This is a genomic window from bacterium Unc6, from assembly GCA_013626165.1.
Lineage (GTDB): Bacteria > Omnitrophota > Gorgyraeia > Velesiimonadales > Velesiimonadaceae > Velesiimonas > Velesiimonas alkalicola.
Window position 1 is genome coordinate 24056 of the sequence record NDHX01000003.1, and the last position, 19423, is coordinate 43478.

Consider the following 19423-nt stretch of genomic DNA (forward strand, 5'->3'; position numbering starts at 1 on the left):
ACCTTTCCTTAATCTACAAGGTTATTATTGCTGTTATTTTTTCTCCAAGAATCTTTGTTCCAATCTTTTCAAAACCTTCAGGGTCATCACTTACATAACATTTAAGGAAACCTTTATTGTTTGGACTTAAAATCTTATTTTTTTCAAGGTAATCTTTGACAGAACTTGCACAGACGGAGGCTGAATTTACGATATAAATTTTTTTACCCAGAATCTTACTTATAGTGCTTTCAAGAATTGGATAATGCGTACAACCTAAAATAAGTGTATCTATGTTTTTATCAATTAAACCCCTTAAATACTCTCTTGCAATATCTTCAACAATCTTTCCTCCTGTTCTTCCTTCTTCAACCAGCGGGACAAATAAAGGACAGGCTTTACTAAAAACTTTTAAACCTGAATCTAACTTAATGAGATGCTTTTGATATGACTGGCTCTTAATTGTTGTCTGTGTGCCTATGACACCTATTCTTTTATTTCTTGTTTTCTTTGCCGCAATTTTTGCACCCGGTTCAATCACACCCATAATAGGAACAGAAAAGTATTTTTCCAGTGTTGAAAGTGCCACACTTGAAGAAGTATTGCAGGCAATGATTATTATTTTTACTTTATGTTTTAAAAAAAACAACACATTTTCTATTGAAAAACGAAGTATGGTATCATTTGACTTTGTGCCGTAAGGAACCCTTGCCGTATCCCCGAAATATATTATAGACTCACGGGGGAGGATTTTTCTTATCTGCTTAACAACTGTAAGCCCACCGAGCCCTGAGTCAAAAACGCCTATGGGAAGCCTGCCTGGAGAAACCATCTGTCTTTTCGTATAATTCTTTAAATCTTAAAATGCCATCAGCAATGGATTCTGCAACCATTTTTTGATAGTGTGTATTTGTTAATTTGGATGCCTCCCAACGGTTTGAAAGAAAACCGACCTCAACAAGAACAGAAGGTATGTGTGTCCATTTTAACACATAAAAGCGGGCTGTCTTTGAACCCCTGTTGGGGGTGGCAAGGCTTCTGTCAAGAGAACTGACAATTAACTGTGAGAGTTGTTTTGATTCTATCTTGTTTTCATCCTGAATAATATCCCAGAGTAGTGCTCTTATATTAAGTCCAACATTTTCAGAAATTCCCCCCTCATATTTTAAGCGACCACGCTCTACCGCTTCTTTAAGGCGGGATTCTTCATCCATAGGACCACCAAGTGAAAACACCTCAAAACCTTTTGGCCTTGTTCTTGTTCTTCTCCTTCCCCTGCATGCATTACAGTGTATGCTGACAAAAATATCTGCACCAGATGTATTTGCAATTCTTACTCTTTGAGAAAGAGGAACAAAAACATCTGTTTTTCTTGTCATTATAACTTCTATACCGTTGGAAAGAAGTTCTTTTTCAAGATGTCTTGCTATTGAAAGATTTATATCATCCTCATGAATACCAAAGTGCACTGCACCCGGGTCATGTCCGCCATGCCCTGCATCAATAACTATTCTTCTTATCCTGTGAACAGCGGATGGAACAAGAGCAGGAATGAGAAAAACTTGGACAGCATCCTTTGATATAAAAAGTGCACCGCTTTTATAGATAAGCGGTAATTTAAGGGTTGTAGGTTGATTATTTATTAAAGCAGTATTTGAATTAATAAAAAATACTGCTTCATGCTCAGGACTTCTTATGGTAAATTTCTGTGAAATGACATCCCATTCCCAAATCAAATTATTTCTGTTGCAAAATTCAACTACATTTACATATCTAGAAATATCAGGATGTGGCACTCTTCTATATGGGGCGGGAACACAACCGGACATAAATAAAATACACATACAACCAAGCCACAAAGGCGCAAAGAAAAAATTAAAAATAAACAATTTTATGTTTTTCATTTTTTTCTTAAAAAAAATATACCGCTCTGTTAATTCCCATTCCCTTTTATGGCAAGAGTATATTCCGTTGTCTGTTTATCTTGTACTTCATACAATACTGGGGTGGTAGCGTTTATTTGACCAAATCTGAACTTTTTTGCCTGCGCCTGCCAAAGTCCGAAGGACAACAGAGGGAGCAAAACTGACGCTCCGCCCCCCAGAGGCCTTTGAATCACTCTACATTCAAAAAATCTCAGTGATTCTCATTTCATTAGCCTGCTCACCAGCCAGATAACCACCACGAGCACCAGTATCACTAATGCCAGCTTGATGATGCCCGGCCCCACCAGCCTGGCTGCTACCAGAATAAACACCAGCAAGATAACAGGCACGATAAACCAGCCCCAGAACCTCCCGGATGGTAATTCCCTCATGGAGGTTACTCCCCCGGAGTGATCATATGCCGCCCTCCTGTCAGAATCGGAGAGCACCTCATAGGCTTCATTAAGCTGCTTCATCTTCTCGGCCGCATCCGGCGAGGTGCTCACATCGGGATGGTACTTTGCTGCCAGTCGGCGATAGGCGGCGACGACCACCTCTCTGTCTGCCTCGGGATGGACCTGCAGGGTAGCGTAATAGTCAGGCTTTCCCATTGCCTAAGTGCGGTTCTCATTCCCTGGGCTGCGGACTCACCAGGAATCTGAAGAGCTCGGAGTTAGATCCCAACACCAGGGTAGTTTCCCCAACAAGGAATTTCTCGTATGCCTCCAGTGTCCTCAGAAAGGCGTAGAACTCAGGGGCTTGCCCAAAGGCTTCGGCATAGATGCTGGCGGCCCCAGCTTCTCCCTCTCCCCTGAGGATCAGGGCAGCCCTCTCAGCCTCGGCCAGTAGAACCACTACCTCTCTATCTGCGCTGGCCCTGATTTTCATGGCCTCCTGTGCCCCTTCAGCACGAGCCTCCTTGGCCATCCGGTCTCGCTCCGCTCTCATCCGGGCAAAAACAGCCTCTTCTACCCCTTCAGGGAGGTCGGCCCTTCTCATCCGGACGTCTATTACCTCGATACCAAACTCACGGCGAGCAACCTCATCTACATGTCGGCCTACGGTCTCCATAATCGGCTTCCTCTCGACGCTAATTATGTCCCAGAGGTTGTGTCGAGCAATCTCCTCCCGTAATCTGGAGATAGCAATGCTATTTAACCTGAGCCTGGCCCCATGTTCATCTCTTACCGACTCGTAAAATCGGAGCGGAACTACAATCCGCCACCGGCTGTAACTATCCACCAGCAGCCTCTCTTTGTCCAGGGTAATGAACTCCGTCGCCGGGGCATCAGCAAACAATATCCTTCTTTCCATGCGGGATACTGTTTGAATGAAAGGGACTTTGAAGTTTATCCCTGGTTCCTTGATCGTCCTTATATATTCCCCAAATTGCAGAATGATCGCCTGCTCAGCCTCGTCTATCGTAAATATGGTCTGACCTAACATGAACATGGCCGCCACTACGATTATTACGGTTATCATTAATTTTCTCATTGTTCACCCCCCAGGTCCCTCAGTGGCAGAAACGGCATCAGGTTGCCGCCGACTGCGGGATCGATAATGATTTTCTCGGTTCCGGCAAGAACCCGTTCTATCGTCTCCAGGTATAGCCTCTGTCGGGTCACTGCCGGTGCCATCTGGTACTCCGCAAGAATTTTGAGAAACCGCGCTGTATCACCCTCAGCCAGCGCTATCCTTTCGTCCCTAAAGGCAGTGGCGGCGTGTGTTTTCGCTGCCGCCTCTCCCCTGGCTCGGGGAACTATATCCCGGGCGTACCCTTCAGCCTCTCTCTGAAGCCTTTCCCTATCTGCCTTAGCCCGGACCACATCGTAGAAGGCTTCCCTGACTTCTTCTGGCGGGTCCACTACCTGTAGTTCCACTCTAATTACATGCAGTCCCGTCAGATGAGCATCCAGCAGAGACTGCAGAAACTCCCAGGTTCCTGCTTCTACATCAGGGCGACCCACGGTCATCGCATGATCAATATCCATGTTCCCGATAACACTGCGCAGGGCGACCTCAGTATTTACGCGCAGAGCCTCCTCGGGACCTTCAGTCCGGAATAGATAGGTAGGTGCATCCTTCACCTGATAAAGCACCAAAACCTGGACATCAGCGATATTCCTATCCCCGGTGAGCATCAGCGATTCCAATGGCATTCGCGCGTGTCTCGGCGGTCTCCCCGGCCTCTCTACCGTCCGAAAGCCGATCTCGGCCCTCCTTACCGCAAGCACATTCACCACATTATGGCTCTGAATTGGCCAGGGCAGGCGATATTTCAACCCGGGGTCAGTTTGGGATACAAATTTCCCGAATTGCCTCACCACCCCCACTTCGGCGGGCCCAACCGTGTAGATTCCACTTGCCAGCCAGATTGCCACCACAACCCCTATTACGAGCCATATTATTGGCCCTATCTTCACCGGCTTGCCCTTCTTCTCACCACCCATCCACCCGACTATCTCCTGCCAGATATCCTCCCATGGCATCTGGCTTCCTGCTCCTCCTCCTAATCCTCCGTTCACTTCTACGCCTCCTTTCTTTTTTCTACTCGTTTTACTCGTCCGGGTTCCGTTCCCGGAGAGACTTGATTTTACACTTCATATAATACAGTTAATGTGTTTATTTAACCAAACCTAAACCCTTTGCCTGCTCGCCAAAACCCGAAAAGCAACGAAGGGAACTAAGCCAACCGCTTCTGTTTTGCTCCGGCGGCAACGCTTCCGACATATTTACTCTGTTCTCCACAACGAGAAAAACATAAACCCTGATTGATTGGGAATTTCCTCTAAATTATTTTCAATTGGTCTTGTTTTTAAGTTAATTTTCCCATACAATTTTATTACTTATACCTTTGCCATTTTACTTTTGTAGTAGAATTAGAATTTTCAACTTTACTATCAGGTTTTTTTGCTAAAATTAAATATTTAAATCCTCGCAAAAAGAAATTAAATTTTTGGGCCCGATAATGCCAAATTCTAGTATTTGAGCTTTGATTTTTTCTTGTAACACATATTAAATCTACGGGCTCAAATTTTATATTATCAATTAACATTTGATAAATTTTTAATCCAACAGGAGTAAATTTTTTCTTTACCCATTGGTCACCAATAAGCCACCCTATTACCTTACCGGGTTTCAAAATTCTGTAAATCTCCCCGGCAACCTTTTCTAATTCCTCGAAAAATTTTGGACCCTCGGCAGAAATTTTACCAATATCTGCAAGCTCGTTAGAATAATTAACGTTATCGCCATAAGGGGAATCTATAAAAACCATATCTACCGAATTATCTTTAAGTGGAATTTTCCGCGAATCATTTTTTACAACTTTGGGGTGCTGCGGGTTTATATCATAGCCGATTACTTTTCTTCCTTCCTCCTCACAGACATCAATCGTTGTTCCGCTCCCGCACATTGGATCAACTACCAAATCGTCCGGCCTCGTGTATCTTTGTAGCATATTCCAAATGATAAAAGCAGGTGTAACGCCCTGAAACTTATTATTGCCTTTTGGTTTTTTGCCGTAGCTTTGCCTTGAAAAATCCCAAAGGGTGGTCGTCTCAAAAGGTGGTTTTTCTTCTTCTATTTTCTTCTTTTTTATTTCTCTCTCGTTCGAACTTTCATTCAGTTTTTGAGATTTTATCTCACCAATTTTTGTATTCTGTTTTACGGCTATTGTGTTTTGCATAAAATTTTTTTAATCAACTTGTCCACCTTAACATCCAACACAGATGCAATTTTTGACAGAGTATCAATTGTTGGTGGTGCATATAGAAATCGAACCATGCATCCCCGAACTTCCGCAAACAAAGAGGCTTTGCCCCTCTGGTATCACCCCTTGAATACTGGGGAAGCCTCTTCCCCAGACCCCTTCTATGACGCGGGTATATTCTATTACCTATTTTCTGCACTTCATTCAATATCTTTTATCTTTTTTCCTACCTCCTACCTACTATCTCCTATCTCCTATCTCCTATCTTTTTGGTGGAGGTGGCGGGAATCGAACCCGCGTCCTGAAAACCCTGGCCAAGGTATCTACATCCGTGTCTATTCTATTGTCTTTCGCAGTACAAAACACCGAACAGCAGGTTTCTTATACCACTATGGCTTATTGTTCTTGTTCACAGGTTCAAGCCCGAAACCTGCGAACCAGCCTGCAAACCGACATCCTTTCAAATCTTACAGGCAGAGATTTGAAGGATGTGACTGCTTAAGCAGCCAATGCTAAGTGTTCGTTAGCGTTTGTTTTTTGTCAGGTTTTCAACGAGGCCACCTGACAACCTCGGGATGCAACCTTCACCAGCAATTTTTCAGTCGAGCCCTATTCACCCCCAATCTTTAAATCTGTATAATTTTGAACTTAAAAATCCGAATTTTAATTGAATTTTAAAAACATTCAAAATTGGAAATTAAAAACTCATCCCCTACCTACTATCTACTATCTCCTATCTACTGTCTTTTTGCCTCTCTTGTTTCTCTTTCTATCTGACGTTTTTTAATTTTTTCTCTTTTGTCAAAGATACGTTTTCCCTTGCATAATGCAATCTCAATTTTTGTAAATCCTTTTTTAAAATACACCTTTAAAGGGACAAGTGTACAACCTTTCTGCGTAAGATATCCGATAATTTTTTTAACCTCGTAATTATGTAAAAGGAGCCTCCTGGGCCTTTTGGGGTCAATCTTCTCAAGTGCACCAGATGTATAGGGTGCTATATGCATATTAAAAAGCACAATACCTGATGAATCAGCCCTTGCATATGCATCGCTTATTTCAACATCACCCTGCCTTATTGATTTTACCTCGCTTCCTTTTAATGATATTCCCGCTTCCCATTTCTGGAGTATCAGATAAGTATAATATGCCTTCTTGTTGGTTGCAACTGCTCTTTCTTCCACTTGTGTATAATACCATAAAAAATAATGTTCTACAAGATTCCAGCCTGTCCTTGCTAATCTGTGGCAAGGCAGGCTCGTAAAACTTGGAAGCAACTGGTGCCCTGGTGCTTCATCCCTTCCTTAACAATGTCTTTAATCTTTTAACTTAAACTTTTATAGGAATCCGTTCAACAGGACGAACCTCAGGTAATTGCTTATCCCCGGATGCTCCCAATTCCTTGAATTTTCTAACACTGACCATAATCCTGTGTTCAAGCGACATAATCATCTTGTTAAACGATTCTGTTGCCTCAGATAGACATGTTCCTGTCCTATTCACATGCTGTAAAAATGGTTCAAACCTATCGTATATTTCTTTACCGAGAGTTGCAATCTCCTCAGCATGTTTTGAGATTTGCTCCTGTCTCCATCCAAATGCAACGGCACGAAGCAGTGCTATAAGAGTTGTGGGTGTAGCAATAATAACCTTGTTTTCCATGCCATCTTCAATCAATGTGTGGTCAACAGCAAGAGCGGCGCTTAAAAAAGATTCGCCCGGAATAAACATAATAATAAATTCCGGTGTTTTATTGAATTGCTCCCAATATTTTTTGTTAGTTAAAGTCTTCATATGATTTCTTACCTGACGAGAGTGCTTTTCTATAAGCAACTGCCTTTGTCCTTCATCAGCCACTGCTGTAGCATCAATAAATGCATCTAAAGAAACTTTGCTATCAATAACAATCTCTCTGCCTCCCGGCAAATACACCACCATGTCGGGACGCAACCTCCCATCTTCGGTAGCAATAGACACCTGTTCTATGAAATCACAGTGTTCTGACATACCTGATAGTTCTACAACCCGTTTTAAGGTTACCTCGCCCCATCTACCCCTAATTTCAGGCTTGCGAAGCGCAGTAACAAGATTCCCGGTTTCTTTCTGTAATTGCTGGTTTGTTAAAACTAATGTCTTGATTTGATTTTCAAGACTTCCATAATCCGACGCACGCCTTTTTTCCAATGCGTCTACCTGTTGTTCATACCTTTTTAATGCATCACTTAGCGAGCCAACTATATTTTTGACGGATTCTTCTTTCTCACCCAATTCGCCTCTGGCTCTGATAAGGACAGTCTCTAATGTCTCTTTTGCAAGTTCAATAAACGCTTTACTGTTGCTTTTTAAAGACTCTCCCGATAATGCCTGGAATGTTGTTGTTAATTTCTCTTCGGCTTTTTGAAGTAGTTTTTTCTGCTCTTCAATATTCTTAAATGCTTCTTCACACCGCACTTGGGCAGATATTTTAGCCTGCTGTAAACTTAAAATTTCCTGTCGTGCCTTTTCAATTGTTTCATCCTTAAATCCTACCTGTTGCCGTATTTCGTCGGTCAATTTTTCAGAACCTTGAATCTGCGTCTGCAAGCGGATAATAATTTTATCTTTATTACGGTTTTTTCTTGATGCAATAACAATGCCTACTATTAAGCCCACGCCCATTGAAATGACTATATAATAAAGAATAGCAATCATAGTATCTATTATAAATACTTTCTAATATTAAAACAATAAAAAATTTATTTTTACATGGAGAAACGGGAAGGAACACATCCCTGCCCCGATCCCTGTTTGCACAAGGGCAAGTTTATCGAGGAAGAAGAAAAATGGAGAAAAATGGGGTCAACTCTATTTTTCTTTAACAATTTGTGCTATGATAAACCAACTATGCCAAGATCCTTACGAATTACTCTTCCAAATCTGCCTTTCCATGTCCTTGACCGGGGGAACAATCGTCAAGTAGTTTTCCGAGACGAGCAAAATTTTATTTATTTCCTTAAATTATTGAAAAGATATAAAAAGGAGTTGAAATTCAAGCTCTACCACTTTTGCCTGATGCCAAACCATATCCATTTAGTGATTGAGCCGACAATTGATGGCAGCCTACCTAAGATTATGATGAGACTTACCCTGGCTTACTCTTCGTATTTCAATAAAAAGTATGGTGGAGTAGGTCATGTCTGGCAGGGGAGATATAAAAGTTCTTTAATAGATAGAGAAGAATATTTTATCTGGTGTGGATTATATGTAGAGTTAAATCCAGTAAGAGCAGGACTGGTAGTTCGGTCAGAAGATTGGCGATGGTCAAGTTATAATTTCTATGCCTTTGGGCCAGGCGATCCCTTAATAGAAGGATTAATTGATGTCGATTCTTATTATTTAAAATTAGGAGAGACTTCAGAAGAACGTCAAAAAAGATACCGCCAGAACGTAGAGGAAGTAATAAAAGAAAAATTTTTGCAAGATATTCGAAAGAAATTAGATGAAGGAGTTTTTGGAAGTTTAGAATTTATTAAAGCAATGAAAGAGAAATTTAAAATTAAATCGTTAATGGGTAGAGGAAGACCAAGGAGGGAGGAAAAATAGAGTTGACCCCATTTTCCCCTGACATATCTATTTCCCTGTTGAAACTATTGTCTGCCCTCTTTCAGGACCAACGGTAATTATTGCAATCGGAGTTTTAACAAGTTCTGAAAGTCTTCGCAGGTACTTTCTTGCATTCAGAGGAAGTTCGTCATATGATGTGATATGGGTGGTGTCCTCCTGCCATCCGGAATGGTCCTCATAGAGAGGCTGGCAATTTTGTAGTATCTCTATATCAGAAGGATATTCTTCATAAACCTTTCCATTATACATGTAACCTGTGCATATCCTTATATTTTCCTGTGTATCAAGAACATCAAGTTTTGTAATTGCAATACTATCAAGACCGTTTACCAGTGCAGAGTATCGGACAATTACTGCATCAAACCATCCGCATCTTCTTGGGCGACCTGTCGTTGCCCCGAATTCTTTTCCTCTTGACCTTACCTTTGCCATCATATCTTCCGTAAATTCTGTCGGAAAAGGTCCTTCTCCAACTCTTGTTGTATACGCCTTTGCAACCCCTATGACTTTGTCTATCTTTGTCGGACCTATTCCGCTACCTGTACAGGCTCCTCCGGCAGATGAATTTGACGATGTTACAAAGGGGTATGTTCCAAAATCTATATCAAGAAATGTTCCCTGTGCGCCTTCAAACAGTATATTTTTCCCATTTGCTACCGCCTCTGACAAAAGATATGTTACATCACAAAGATATTTCTTGATTTTTCTCCCATATGTAAGATATTTCTCAAATATTTCTTCAAATTTTAACAGCGGTTCATTATATATTTTTTGTAACACCTGATTTTTCTCATTTATATTAAATTTAAGTTTTTGATAGAGCACTCCCTCATTAACAATATCAATCGCTCTTATTCCGCATCTTGCTATTTTATCCGTGTAACACGGACCGATTCCTCTTCCTGTTGTTCCGATTTTTTCTCTGCCTGAGTATTTTTCTTTTACATGGTCAAGAATTTTATGGTATGGGAATATGATGTGGGACTGATAGCTTATCTTAATATTACTGTCAACATCAATCCCTCTTTTCGTTAACATTTCCATTTCTGAAAAAAGTGCTTCCGGATCAATTACAACACCGTTTCCGATCACACACTGTTTTCCCTTGTGTAACACACCAGATGGGATAAGGTGAAGAATAAACTCCTGGTCATCTATAATTACCGTATGCCCTGCATTGTTTCCACCCTGATACCTTACAATACAGTCCATGTCCCTTGCAAGGATATCAATAATTTTACCCTTCCCTTCATCACCCCACTGTGAACCAACAACTACCCAGACTTTTCCCATTAAACTATTTACCCTCCAATTCTTTCACTTTCTTCTCTGCAAACTTTGTCCACTCATCAAAAGGATCGCCCATTTTTGCTCTTATTCTCCAGTGTTCCAGTGCTTTTTCCCTATCACCTTTTAATTCATAGAGTTTGCCTAAACTTGAGTGAACCTTGAAATTTCCAGAATCAATCTCAAGTGCTTTGAAAAATTCCTTCTCTGCCTCATCATACTTTCCTTTATCAGACAACACTGTTCCAAGGTCATGATAAGCAGTTGCAAAAATCGGGTCTAAATGGATCGCCTTTCTATAATATTCCTCTGCCTTACCGAGATTTTTTCTCCTCTGATATGTAAGTCCTCTGTTTCTGGCCCTTAATGCCTCCCGTTTCTTTCTTTCCTGTTCTCTTTGTGCAACTGCTTCCTGTCTTTTTCTTTGTCTTTCCTGTTCTTCTTGTATCTTTCTTTGCTCTTCAGCCTCCCGTCTTGCAAGTCTTTCAAGCCTTTCGGTTTCTTTTTTCTCTATTTCTTCTTCAGGTTTAACCGCTACTACAATTGGCGGCTTTTGTTTCCTTATACTTACTACTTTAATATTATCCTGTCTTCTAAAGTCAAAAGGCACAGACTCTTGTAAATCTACCACAAAAAAATCTAACTTTCCTCCGGCACCGATAACCCTTCTAATTTGCTTTACCATCCCTTTTTCAATAAAGAAAGAACCGATCCCATCTAAAATTGTAACATCTCCAATAGGGTCAATGACAATGCGGGCTGGATTTTCAAGTTCATAGCAAATAACAGGTACAGGGGCATCAAAGGTAACTTTAATAAAAACATAATTTTTTGTTTCACTTAAACCAACATCTATTACACCTGCATTTTGCGAAAAAGATGTCCAACAAAATAAAAAAATAAACGCCACTGTCTTGTATATTTTCATGCCACCCCCCATGTTTGATTATTGACAATAAGAATTAAACAAGTATTTCATTCCCCTTTGAGTAAAGGGGTGTCCCGACTTTGTCGGGACAGGGTATTTCCCTTTTGTAGGGTTGTGTCTTGTGAATACCCCGTCAGGCTTCGCTCGCCTTCCTCTTCATATTCAAGCCTCTTCGGTCTTATGGAAGGGAAATAAGCGGACAGAAACGCACAAATAGTATACCATATTAGGCTTTTTATTCCACATATGTTAGCCAATTATGTTTATCTTCAACATTGCCCCCTACATAGTCAAGGTATGCTGCCTGAACTTTTTCTGTAATAGATCCTTTTATACTGCTTTTTATATTGATATTATCTATGCTTGAAACAGGTGTAACCTCTACTGCTGTTCCGGTAAAGAAAACCTCATCTGCAATATACAGTGCCTCTCTCGGTATCATATGCTGTTCTATTCTTATTCCTAATTCTCTTGCAAGTATAAAAACAGTATGTCTTGTTATACCAGCAAGTATGGATGAACTTGTAGGAGGTGTAAAAATAACACCTGATTTTACAATAAATATATTCCCTCCCGATGCTTCAGACACATAACCCTGCGTATCCAGCGCTATTCCTTCATCAAATCCATATCTTAGTGCTTCCATTTTTATAAGTTGTGAATTCAAATAATTGCCACCAGCCTTTGCAAGAGACGGAAATGTGTCAGGTGCCGCTCTTCTCCATGAGGATACGCATACACTTACTCCTTTTTGTGTTGCTTCTTCTCCAAAATATGCACCCCATTCCCAGCAGGCAATAGCACACACAAGAGGATTATTCAAAGGATTGACACCCATCGCTCCATATCCTCTGAATACAACAGGCCTTATATAACATTCTTTAAATCCATTTATCTTTACAGTATCAACAATAATTGTGCAGAACTGTTTCTTTGTGTACGGAATTTCCATCCTGTATATCTTTGCAGAGTCATAGAGTCTGTCTATATGTGATTTAAGCCTGAATATGGCAGGCCCTTTTTGTGTTTTATAACACCTGCAACCTTCAAATACGGAAGAGCCATAATGTATAGCATGTGTAAGTATATGAACATTTGCATCTTTCCAGTTAATAAACCTACCATCTACCCAGATTTTACTGTTTTCTTTTTCCATGTCTCCTCCTAAAAACATAGTATATAGGAATTGGTAGGTAGGAGATAGGGGAAAATATAATCCACCCAACCCTCCTTTATAAAAGGAGGGTTATTTTTCCTACCTACTACCTACTATCTACTATCTACTATCTACTGCCTCCTGTTTTTTAAATACCTGTTCAACATCTTTATCTCCTCTGCCTGACAGGCAGATAATAATTATTTTATCTTTCAAGGCTCTGGCATTTTTTCTAACATATGCAACAGCATGTGCAGGTTCAAGGGCAGGTATGATGCCCTCTACTTCTGAAAGGAAATGGAATCCGCTGAGTGCTTCTGCATCTGTGATTGTAAAATATTTTGCTCTTCCCGTTTGTTTTAGATATGAATGTTCAGGACCAACACCGGGATAATCAAGCCCGGCAGATATTGAATGTGCAATGCTTATCTGACCATTTTTATCCTGTAGAATATAACTCTTGCTACCGTGGAGTATTCCTATTTTTCCATAACAAAGTGTTGCAGCATGCCTGCCTGTTTTTATGCCAAAACCTGCTGCTTCAACACCTATAAGTTTAACATTTTTATCTTTTATAAACGGATAAAAGAGCCCCATTGAATTTGAACCGCCGCCAACACAGGCAATCAAACAATCAGGAAGTTTTCCTTCACATTTTAATATCTGTTTTTTTGCCTCTTTTCCAATAACAGATTGAAAATCTCTTACCATCATTGGAAAAGGATGTGGACCTGCAACAGAACCTATCACATAATGTGTGTTTCTTACATTGGTTACCCAATCCCTCATAGCCTCGTTCATTGCATCTTTTAGTGTCTTTGAACCCATATATACGGGATTTACCTTTGCACCAAGAAGCTGCATCCTGAACACATTCAACCTCTGTCTTTCAATGTCCTCTTCCCCCATATATATCTCACACTTAAGACCAAATAAAGAAGAGGCTGTGGCAGTTGCAACTCCATGCTGGCCGGCGCCGGTTTCTGCAATGATCCTTTGCTTTCCTATTTTTTTTGCAAGTAAAATTTGACCCAGAGTATTATTTATCTTATGAGCACCCATATGGCACAAATCTTCTCTTTTAAGATATATCTTTGGCCCTCTTAAAACATGAGAAAGATGTTTTGCATAATAAAGCGGTGTGGGTCTTCCGGCATAATTTTCCAGATACCACTTCAGTTCTTTCTGAAATTCAGTGTCTTTCTTTGCCTTTGTGTATGCTGTTTCAAGTTCATCAAGAGCAAACATCAATGTCTCAGGAACAAACCTGCCGCCGAACTGACCAAAATGTCCTTTTTTATCCGGTAATTTCATATTTTTATTTATTAAAAGCCTGTGAGGAACGGACTTTTTTTAAGTATCCTGCTTGACTGCCATTTTTTTCATTACTTCTACAATATGCTTGTTCACATTTTGATAAGCATATTCTTTTGCAACCCTGATGGCATTGAATATTGCCTTTGGACTTGACCTGCCATGGCTTATGATGCAACATCCATCTATTCCCAGAAGAGGTGCTCCTCCATATTCTGAATAGTCAACTTCTTTTTTAAGTGCAGCAAGGGCGGATCTACTTAACAATGCGCCCATTGTTGTCATTATCCCCTTTCTCATATGTCTTCTAAGAAGTATTTCTATTGCCTCAGCAAGGCTTTCAGATATTTTCAGCACAACATTCCCCACAAACCCATCACAAATAATACATTCATAATTCCCGGAAAATATGTCCCTTCCCTCAACATTGCCAGAAAAATTAAGTTCGCTGTTTTCAAGAAGTTTATATGTATCTTTTATAAATGTAGTTCCCTTGCATTCTTCCTCACCCACATTCAGAAGCCCTATCCTTGGACTGTTTATTTTTAGTATTTCTTTCAGGTATAAATCCCCCATTATTCCATACTGCAATAAATGTGTAGGTTTTGGAACAATGTTTGCACCAGCATCAATAAGCATACACGGACCCTGCAGGGTTGGAAGAATTATTGCAATGCCGGGCCTTTCAATCCCTTCTAACATCCTTAATCCTAATGTTGCAGAACAAACAACAGCCCCTGTATTGCCAGCAGAGATTATGGCATCCACCATATTTTTTTTTGCAAGTTGAACCATCACATTTATTGAAGAATCTCTTTTTTTTCTCACGCTCATTGCCGCCGGTTCATGCATTTCTATTATCTCTGTTGCATTACAGACCTCTACTTTTTTAAGGTCATAACGATGTCTTGAAAGTTCTTTATTAATAGGCTTCTCATTCCCGACAAGAACAACTTTTATATCCATCTTCTGGGTTGCAAGAACAGCCCCCTCAACCATTGCATAGGGAGCCTTATCTCCCCCCATTGTATCAAGTGCAATCCTCATAATTATTTCTTCTCTTTTTTGCTCTTTACAATAACCATCTGTCTTCCCCTGTAATATCCGCAAGAAGAACAAACACGATGTGTAAGACGGATTGCCCCGCACTGAGGACAATCTGTAGAAGGCAATCCTGACACCCTCTGGTGTGTTCTTGATTTATCTCTTCTTGCCTGTGAGTGTCGCCTTTTAGGTAAAGCCATTTGAGCCTCCTTTTTTCTAAAGCAACAGGTTCACCGGTTACAGGTAACAGGGAAAAGCCGTACTCTGTATCCCGTCGCCCGTATTCCGTATACCGCATTCCATAAAAGATACTTACGACGATACACGAACGACGGCTTTTCCCCGTTACCTCGTCATCTGTCACCTCGTCACCTGTTTTTTTAGTTTTTCTATACTTTTTATTCTACTTCTATGAAATCTATCATCCTGCACACACTGACATTTTTCTTCATTTAGGTTTTTTCCGCATTTTGGACAAAGTCCTCTGCAATCGGGTGTGCAAAGCATCCTTATAGGATAGTCTAAAATGAGTTCTTCTCTTACATCCTTTGTTATATCTGCCCCTTCCTTCTGGTTAATAGAATATGTAAATAAAAACTGCTTTTGTAGTTTTAACATAGATGTTTTAAGACATCTGGCACAAACAAACTCAAATGAAAAATTAACATCGGTAATGATATCAACCTTGCCGCCGTTTTTTATAACATCGCATCTTATAATAACAGGGGATTGGATTTTTATATCCTTACGGTCAAGATCAATTTGCTCAGGTGCAAGTATCTCCTCTTTCAAAAGCCCGCTGGCCGGTATCTCACTAAGTTTTATTTTCATACACTTAAAACCAGGGCAAATATGTCCCTGGCTATAAGAAGTTCTTCATTTGTAGGAATAACAAAAAGAAACTGCGCCCTCAAAACAGGGGCGTCTTAAAACAGAATAGATTTCCACTCTGGTTTTATCTACATCAAAAATTTTTAACTTTTTAAGTACCTCTTCCGGTTCACCCAACAAAACAGACATACAATAATTATTCTTCAAAATAATCCTGATTGCATTAAGCGTCCTTTCTTCTGTGCTTTCTGGAAGTATAATCTTTTTACCTGAATTTTTAGTCCTTTTTCTTATATCGTCAATCAGCCCCACACATCCCCCTTTAATAAAGATTTTTCTCCCGTCATCTGCCCGCTGTAAGTTTAAGAAATTTTTCTCTTAGTCTTTTTTCAACAAACGGAGGAACAAACTTTGAAATATCCCCGCCAAGCGATGCAACCTGATTTATAAGCCGTGAAGAAATATAAAAATATTTTTCATCCGGCATAATACAAACTGTTTCAATATCAGGTGCAAGGTTTCTGTTTGTAAGAGACATCTGGAGTTCATATTCAAAATCCGAAAAAACCCTTAATCCTCGGACAATAATCTTTGCTTTTTTCTTTTTTGCGAAATCAATAACAAGCCCCTTAAATCCTTCTACTTTTATATTTGATATGTCTTTAACCACAATTTGGACAATCTCAATCCTTTCATCAAGTGAAAATAAAGACTTTTTATCAGGATTTTCCCCGACACCGACAATAACCCTGTCAAACATAGAACAAACCCTTTTAATTACATCTATATGTCCGTAGGTAATAGGATCAAATGTCCCAGGGTATATAACAATATTTTTCATTTTACTTTCCTTTTTATTGGCTACGGTTTTCAAACATAAAAGGCATAAATCACCCTTTTGAACAATAGAACAATTGAACATCAGACCGCAATTGAATATCGGCTTTATTGTTCTATTACTCAATTTTCAATTGCTCTACCAATTTCGGGCCTAAACTCAAAATTGGCTGCGGGACCTGGATTCGAACCAGGGTTACCTGATCCAGAGTCAGGCGTGCTACCACTGCACTATCCCGCAACAACGCTTTTCAATCTCTGTATCGCCCTTTCTTTCCCAAGAAGTTCCATAACCTCAAAAAGTCCTGGACTTACTTTTTTTCCTGTAAGCGCAACCCTTGCAGGTTGTGCTATACTTGCAATTTTAAGCCCTTTTTCTTCGGCAAGGCCTCTTAATATATTTTCCAAATTTTTTGAATTAAATTCAAGTAGGCCTTCAATTCTTCTGATAAATTCAGAAAGTAAATTCAGCGGTTCACTTTTTAGATATTCTTCCTTCAAAACAGGGTCTGTCCGGACATTTTCCTGTTTATAAACCTGAACAGCATCAAATAAATCTGCAAGTGTTTTTACTCTTGTATGATATAATGCAACAAATCTTTTAGTCCACTCTTCATCAAGAAAAACCTCTGATTTTATAACATTTTTCATATAATCTTTTAATTTTTTTATTACATCTTCCGCAGACATTGTTCTCATATACTGTGAATTTATCCATTCCAATTTTTTTATATCAAACATTGCACCTGTTTTGTTCACCTTTTCAAGACTGAAAATTTTTACCATAGTATTTACATCTAATATTTCCCTGTTATCACCAGGGGACCATCCCAAAAGTAAGAGAAAATTTATCATCGCATCAGGGTCAAAACCGTCTTTCCTGTACTGCGTAAGGCTTGTTGCCCCATGTCTTTTTGAAAGTCTGCTTCTATCTGTTCCAAGTATCAGCGGTATATGTGCATATTGAGGAATAGAAAACCTCAGCGCTTCATACAATACAATCTGTTTGGGTGTGTTTGATATATGGTCTTCTCCTCTTATTATATGTGTTATTCCCATCGTTGCATCATCTACAACATTGGCAAAGTTAAAAGCAGGATACCCATCTGATTTTATTATGGGAAGGTCTTCAAATATAGATGTATCAATACTTATCTTTCCTCTTACAATATCATCTACCACAACATTTTTCTTTGGCATTTTAAATACTACTCCCTTAAACAAACTTCCTTCCTGTTTTTGACAGTATGCAAGCCCTTTTTCAAGCAGTTGTTCGGCATATTTCTTGTATATATCAAGCCTCTGTGACTGGTAATACGGACCTTCATCTGTTTTAAGCCCCAACCAATCAAGCCCATTAGTAATGTCCAGAAGATACTCATCCTTTGAACGAACACTATCGGTATCTTCTATGCGAAGAATAAATACCCCGCTGTTATGCCTTGCAAATAGCCAGTTAAAAAGCGCTGTCCTTGCCCCTCCTATATGAAGAAAACCCGTAGGGCTTGGCGCAAAACGAACACGAACCTTACCTTGCATTCTATCTCCTGTTTCTTATTTTCCATCCCTGTTCCAGTGCCTTTTTGTTTAATTCAAAATACCGCTTTTTTGAAGATCCCAAAGCATCATCCATAATATTTATAATATCACTTATTTTAAAAATATTTGTAACTTTACAAAAGGCTCCTAACATAACAAGATTGGAAATTTTTATATTCCCGATATCTGATGCAATCTGTGTTGCGGAAATTCCGACCTGATTTATATTTTTAATTTTTTTCTCCTTTATCATTGAACTATTAAAAATAATTATTCCATCTGTGTTTAACCTTCTAAAAAAAGAATCGTAAGAAATCTGGTTCATTGTAATAAAATAGTCTGCCTTATCAAACTCTGGCATTGCAATCGGTTGGCTTGATATTACAACACTGCAGTAAGCCTCCCCTCCCCGCACCTCGGCACCATATGCAGGCAGAATAGTTATAAAATATCTGTTTCTCATTGCAGCCCATCCTAACATCTTCCCCATTACAATGATACCCTGACCGCCACGACCTCCACACAATATTCTTTTTACATCACTCATTTCAGAACTCCCAACGGAAAAGTTTTTATCAATTCGTTCTGGAGCCATAATGCAGACTCAACAGGCGTCTTATCCCAGCAGCTGGGACAGGTAGATAAAATTTCAACCAGTGAAAATCCTTTTTTTTCTATCTGATTCTGGAACGCTTTTTTTATGGCCTTTTTTGTTTTTATAACATTTTGAGGGTTATGAACAGATGTTCTTTCAATATATGCAACTGCTGGCAGAAGTGCAAGCATCTCAGATATTTTCAAAGGATAGCCATCATCTTCAGGATTTCTTCCATCAGGTGTTGTTGCGGTTTTCTGTCCGATAAGTGTAGTAGGGGCCATCTGTCCTTGTGTCATACCATAAACGGCGTTGTTTATAAAAAATATACAAATATTTTCACCCCTGTTTGCACAGTGGATAATCTCTGCAAGCCCTATTGCAGCAAGGTCCCCATCCCCCTGACATCCGAAAACTATTCTATCAGGTAGCACCCTTTTAATCCCCATTGCAACAGCAGGGACTCTTCCGTGTGCTGCCTCTGTCGTGTCAAAGTTCCAGTAGTTATATGCAAGAACAGCACAACCGATAGGCGCAATACCTATGGTTTTCTCTCTTATATTAAGTTCATCTATTGCCTCACATATAAGACGGGTAATGATCCCATGTCCACACCCTGCACAATAATGCGTAACATTGTGCTTCATACTTTTGGGAAACCAACTTATCATCT

General features: G+C 39.8%; 23 protein-coding genes, 1 tRNA gene and 1 other RNA gene. 1 reads left to right on the forward strand and 24 read right to left on the reverse strand.

All coding sequences use genetic code 11. The features are described 5' to 3' along the window. Nucleotides 1–13 precede the first annotated feature (13 nt). The 11 genes from B9J78_01755 to B9J78_01805 all read right to left on the reverse strand — a co-directional run bounded on the left by B9J78_01755 (nt 14) and on the right by B9J78_01805 (nt 8307). Nucleotides 14–811 carry a glutamate racemase gene (locus B9J78_01755; GenBank protein ID MBA2123655.1) on the reverse strand — a complete coding sequence of 266 codons (798 nt, stop codon included), beginning with the start codon at nt 809–811 and terminating at the stop codon, nt 14–16. After that, nucleotides 774–1883, reverse strand: a complete 1110-nt coding sequence (locus B9J78_01760; GenBank protein ID MBA2123656.1) for a hypothetical protein — start codon at nt 1881–1883, stop codon at nt 774–776. Before B9J78_01760 ends, B9J78_01755 begins: the two co-directional genes overlap by 38 nt. Before the next feature lie 29 nt (nt 1884–1912). Next, nucleotides 1913–2098 (reverse strand): hypothetical protein, encoded by a 186-nt coding sequence (locus tag B9J78_01765; GenBank protein ID MBA2123657.1) that lies wholly within the window; start codon nt 2096–2098, stop codon nt 1913–1915. A gap of 27 nt (nt 2099–2125) precedes the next feature. Next, nucleotides 2126–2515: a hypothetical protein gene (locus B9J78_01770; GenBank protein ID MBA2123658.1), complete on the reverse strand. Its 390-nt coding sequence runs from the start codon at nt 2513–2515 to the stop codon at nt 2126–2128. A 16-nt stretch (nt 2516–2531) separates the two neighbouring features. Continuing rightward, entirely contained in the window at nt 2532–3398 is an 867-nt protein-coding gene (locus B9J78_01775; protein ID MBA2123659.1) for an HflC protein, read from the reverse strand. Next, nucleotides 3395–4429 carry an HflK protein gene (locus tag B9J78_01780; protein MBA2123660.1) on the reverse strand — a complete coding sequence of 345 codons (1035 nt, stop codon included), beginning with the start codon at nt 4427–4429 and terminating at the stop codon, nt 3395–3397. The genes B9J78_01775 and B9J78_01780 overlap by 4 nt, the downstream gene beginning before the upstream one ends. A gap of 317 nt (nt 4430–4746) precedes the next feature. Continuing rightward, entirely contained in the window at nt 4747–5592 is an 846-nt protein-coding gene (locus B9J78_01785; protein MBA2123661.1) for a hypothetical protein, read from the reverse strand. A 13-nt stretch (nt 5593–5605) separates the two neighbouring features. After that, nucleotides 5606–5815 carry a hypothetical protein gene (locus B9J78_01790; GenBank protein ID MBA2123662.1) on the reverse strand — a complete coding sequence of 70 codons (210 nt, stop codon included), beginning with the start codon at nt 5813–5815 and terminating at the stop codon, nt 5606–5608. A 71-nt stretch (nt 5816–5886) separates the two neighbouring features. Next, nucleotides 5887–6237: a transfer-messenger RNA gene (gene ssrA, locus B9J78_01795) on the reverse strand. A 116-nt stretch (nt 6238–6353) separates the two neighbouring features. Next, nucleotides 6354–6800 carry an SsrA-binding protein gene (locus B9J78_01800; GenBank protein ID MBA2123663.1) on the reverse strand — a complete coding sequence of 149 codons (447 nt, stop codon included), beginning with the start codon at nt 6798–6800 and terminating at the stop codon, nt 6354–6356. A 145-nt stretch (nt 6801–6945) separates the two neighbouring features. Then, the gene (locus B9J78_01805) at nt 6946–8307 is read right to left on the reverse strand and encodes a hypothetical protein (GenBank protein MBA2123664.1); all 1362 of its coding nucleotides are present in this window, start codon (nt 8305–8307) and stop codon (nt 6946–6948) included. Between the two features lie 54 nt (nt 8308–8361). On the opposite strand from B9J78_01805, the gene B9J78_01810 reads away from it, so the two are divergent. Beyond that, complete coding sequence (locus B9J78_01810) at nt 8362–9198, forward strand: hypothetical protein (protein MBA2123665.1); 837 nt, start codon at nt 8362–8364, stop codon at nt 9196–9198. Between the two features lie 27 nt (nt 9199–9225). On the opposite strand, the gene B9J78_01815 is transcribed toward B9J78_01810, so the two are convergent. From B9J78_01815 to B9J78_01875, 13 genes are all read right to left on the reverse strand, one after another. Further along, nucleotides 9226–10512 carry an adenylosuccinate synthase gene (locus B9J78_01815; GenBank protein MBA2123666.1) on the reverse strand — a complete coding sequence of 429 codons (1287 nt, stop codon included), beginning with the start codon at nt 10510–10512 and terminating at the stop codon, nt 9226–9228. A 4-nt stretch (nt 10513–10516) separates the two neighbouring features. Continuing rightward, nucleotides 10517–11446, reverse strand: a complete 930-nt coding sequence (locus B9J78_01820; protein ID MBA2123667.1) for a hypothetical protein — start codon at nt 11444–11446, stop codon at nt 10517–10519. Between the two features lie 223 nt (nt 11447–11669). Next, on the reverse strand, nt 11670–12590 hold the full coding sequence (locus B9J78_01825) for a branched chain amino acid aminotransferase (protein MBA2123668.1): 921 nt from the start codon (nt 12588–12590) through the stop codon (nt 11670–11672). Between the two features lie 120 nt (nt 12591–12710). After that, nucleotides 12711–13904 carry a tryptophan synthase subunit beta gene (locus B9J78_01830; GenBank protein MBA2123669.1) on the reverse strand — a complete coding sequence of 398 codons (1194 nt, stop codon included), beginning with the start codon at nt 13902–13904 and terminating at the stop codon, nt 12711–12713. Between the two features lie 39 nt (nt 13905–13943). Next, nucleotides 13944–14951: a phosphate--acyl-ACP acyltransferase gene (locus tag B9J78_01835; GenBank protein ID MBA2123670.1), complete on the reverse strand. Its 1008-nt coding sequence runs from the start codon at nt 14949–14951 to the stop codon at nt 13944–13946. Nucleotides 14952–14953: 2 nt separating this feature from the next. Further along, nucleotides 14954–15148, reverse strand: coding sequence for a 50S ribosomal protein L32 (locus B9J78_01840; protein MBA2123671.1), 195 nt, complete (start codon nt 15146–15148; stop codon nt 14954–14956). Nucleotides 15149–15308: 160 nt separating this feature from the next. After that, entirely contained in the window at nt 15309–15779 is a 471-nt protein-coding gene (locus tag B9J78_01845) for a hypothetical protein (protein ID MBA2123672.1), read from the reverse strand. 45 nt (nt 15780–15824) lie between these two features. Beyond that, complete coding sequence (locus tag B9J78_01850) at nt 15825–16112, reverse strand: hypothetical protein (protein ID MBA2123673.1); 288 nt, start codon at nt 16110–16112, stop codon at nt 15825–15827. A gap of 10 nt (nt 16113–16122) precedes the next feature. Next, complete coding sequence (locus B9J78_01855) at nt 16123–16620, reverse strand: pantetheine-phosphate adenylyltransferase (protein ID MBA2123674.1); 498 nt, start codon at nt 16618–16620, stop codon at nt 16123–16125. Nucleotides 16621–16783: 163 nt separating this feature from the next. Then, nucleotides 16784–16857 (reverse strand) — tRNA-Gln (locus tag B9J78_01860). Then, nucleotides 16848–18155, reverse strand: coding sequence for a glutamate--tRNA ligase (locus B9J78_01865; GenBank protein MBA2123675.1), 1308 nt, complete (start codon nt 18153–18155; stop codon nt 16848–16850). Before B9J78_01865 ends, B9J78_01860 begins: the two co-directional genes overlap by 10 nt. Before the next feature lies 1 nt (nt 18156). Further along, nucleotides 18157–18750 carry a hypothetical protein gene (locus B9J78_01870; protein ID MBA2123676.1) on the reverse strand — a complete coding sequence of 198 codons (594 nt, stop codon included), beginning with the start codon at nt 18748–18750 and terminating at the stop codon, nt 18157–18159. After that, nucleotides 18699–19421, reverse strand: a complete 723-nt coding sequence (locus B9J78_01875) for a 2-oxoglutarate oxidoreductase (protein MBA2123677.1) — start codon at nt 19419–19421, stop codon at nt 18699–18701. Before B9J78_01875 ends, B9J78_01870 begins: the two co-directional genes overlap by 52 nt. Nucleotides 19422–19423: the final 2 nt, after the last annotated feature.

Coding starts and splice junctions, on each gene's coding strand:
- B9J78_01755 (MBA2123655.1), bottom strand. CDS start 811: ATGGTTTCTCCAGGCAGGCTTCCCATAGGCGTTTTTGACTCAGGGCTC.
- B9J78_01760 (MBA2123656.1), bottom strand. CDS start 1,883: ATGAAAAACATAAAATTGTTTATTTTTAATTTTTTCTTTGCGCCTTTG.
- B9J78_01770 (MBA2123658.1), bottom strand. CDS start 2,515: ATGGGAAAGCCTGACTATTACGCTACCCTGCAGGTCCATCCCGAGGCA.
- B9J78_01775 (MBA2123659.1), bottom strand. CDS start 3,398: ATGAGAAAATTAATGATAACCGTAATAATCGTAGTGGCGGCCATGTTC.
- B9J78_01785 (MBA2123661.1), bottom strand. CDS start 5,592: ATGCAAAACACAATAGCCGTAAAACAGAATACAAAAATTGGTGAGATA.
- B9J78_01805 (MBA2123664.1), bottom strand. CDS start 8,307: ATGATTGCTATTCTTTATTATATAGTCATTTCAATGGGCGTGGGCTTA.
- B9J78_01810 (MBA2123665.1), top strand. CDS start 8,362: ATGGAGAAACGGGAAGGAACACATCCCTGCCCCGATCCCTGTTTGCAC.
- B9J78_01815 (MBA2123666.1), bottom strand. CDS start 10,512: ATGGGAAAAGTCTGGGTAGTTGTTGGTTCACAGTGGGGTGATGAAGGG.
- B9J78_01820 (MBA2123667.1), bottom strand. CDS start 11,446: ATGGGGGGTGGCATGAAAATATACAAGACAGTGGCGTTTATTTTTTTA.
- B9J78_01825 (MBA2123668.1), bottom strand. CDS start 12,590: ATGGAAAAAGAAAACAGTAAAATCTGGGTAGATGGTAGGTTTATTAAC.
- B9J78_01830 (MBA2123669.1), bottom strand. CDS start 13,904: ATGAAATTACCGGATAAAAAAGGACATTTTGGTCAGTTCGGCGGCAGG.
- B9J78_01835 (MBA2123670.1), bottom strand. CDS start 14,951: ATGAGGATTGCACTTGATACAATGGGGGGAGATAAGGCTCCCTATGCA.
- B9J78_01840 (MBA2123671.1), bottom strand. CDS start 15,148: ATGGCTTTACCTAAAAGGCGACACTCACAGGCAAGAAGAGATAAATCA.
- B9J78_01845 (MBA2123672.1), bottom strand. CDS start 15,779: ATGAAAATAAAACTTAGTGAGATACCGGCCAGCGGGCTTTTGAAAGAG.
- B9J78_01855 (MBA2123674.1), bottom strand. CDS start 16,620: ATGAAAAATATTGTTATATACCCTGGGACATTTGATCCTATTACCTAC.
- B9J78_01865 (MBA2123675.1), bottom strand. CDS start 18,155: ATGCAAGGTAAGGTTCGTGTTCGTTTTGCGCCAAGCCCTACGGGTTTT.
- B9J78_01870 (MBA2123676.1), bottom strand. CDS start 18,750: ATGGCTCCAGAACGAATTGATAAAAACTTTTCCGTTGGGAGTTCTGAA.
- B9J78_01875 (MBA2123677.1), bottom strand. CDS start 19,421: ATGATAAGTTGGTTTCCCAAAAGTATGAAGCACAATGTTACGCATTAT.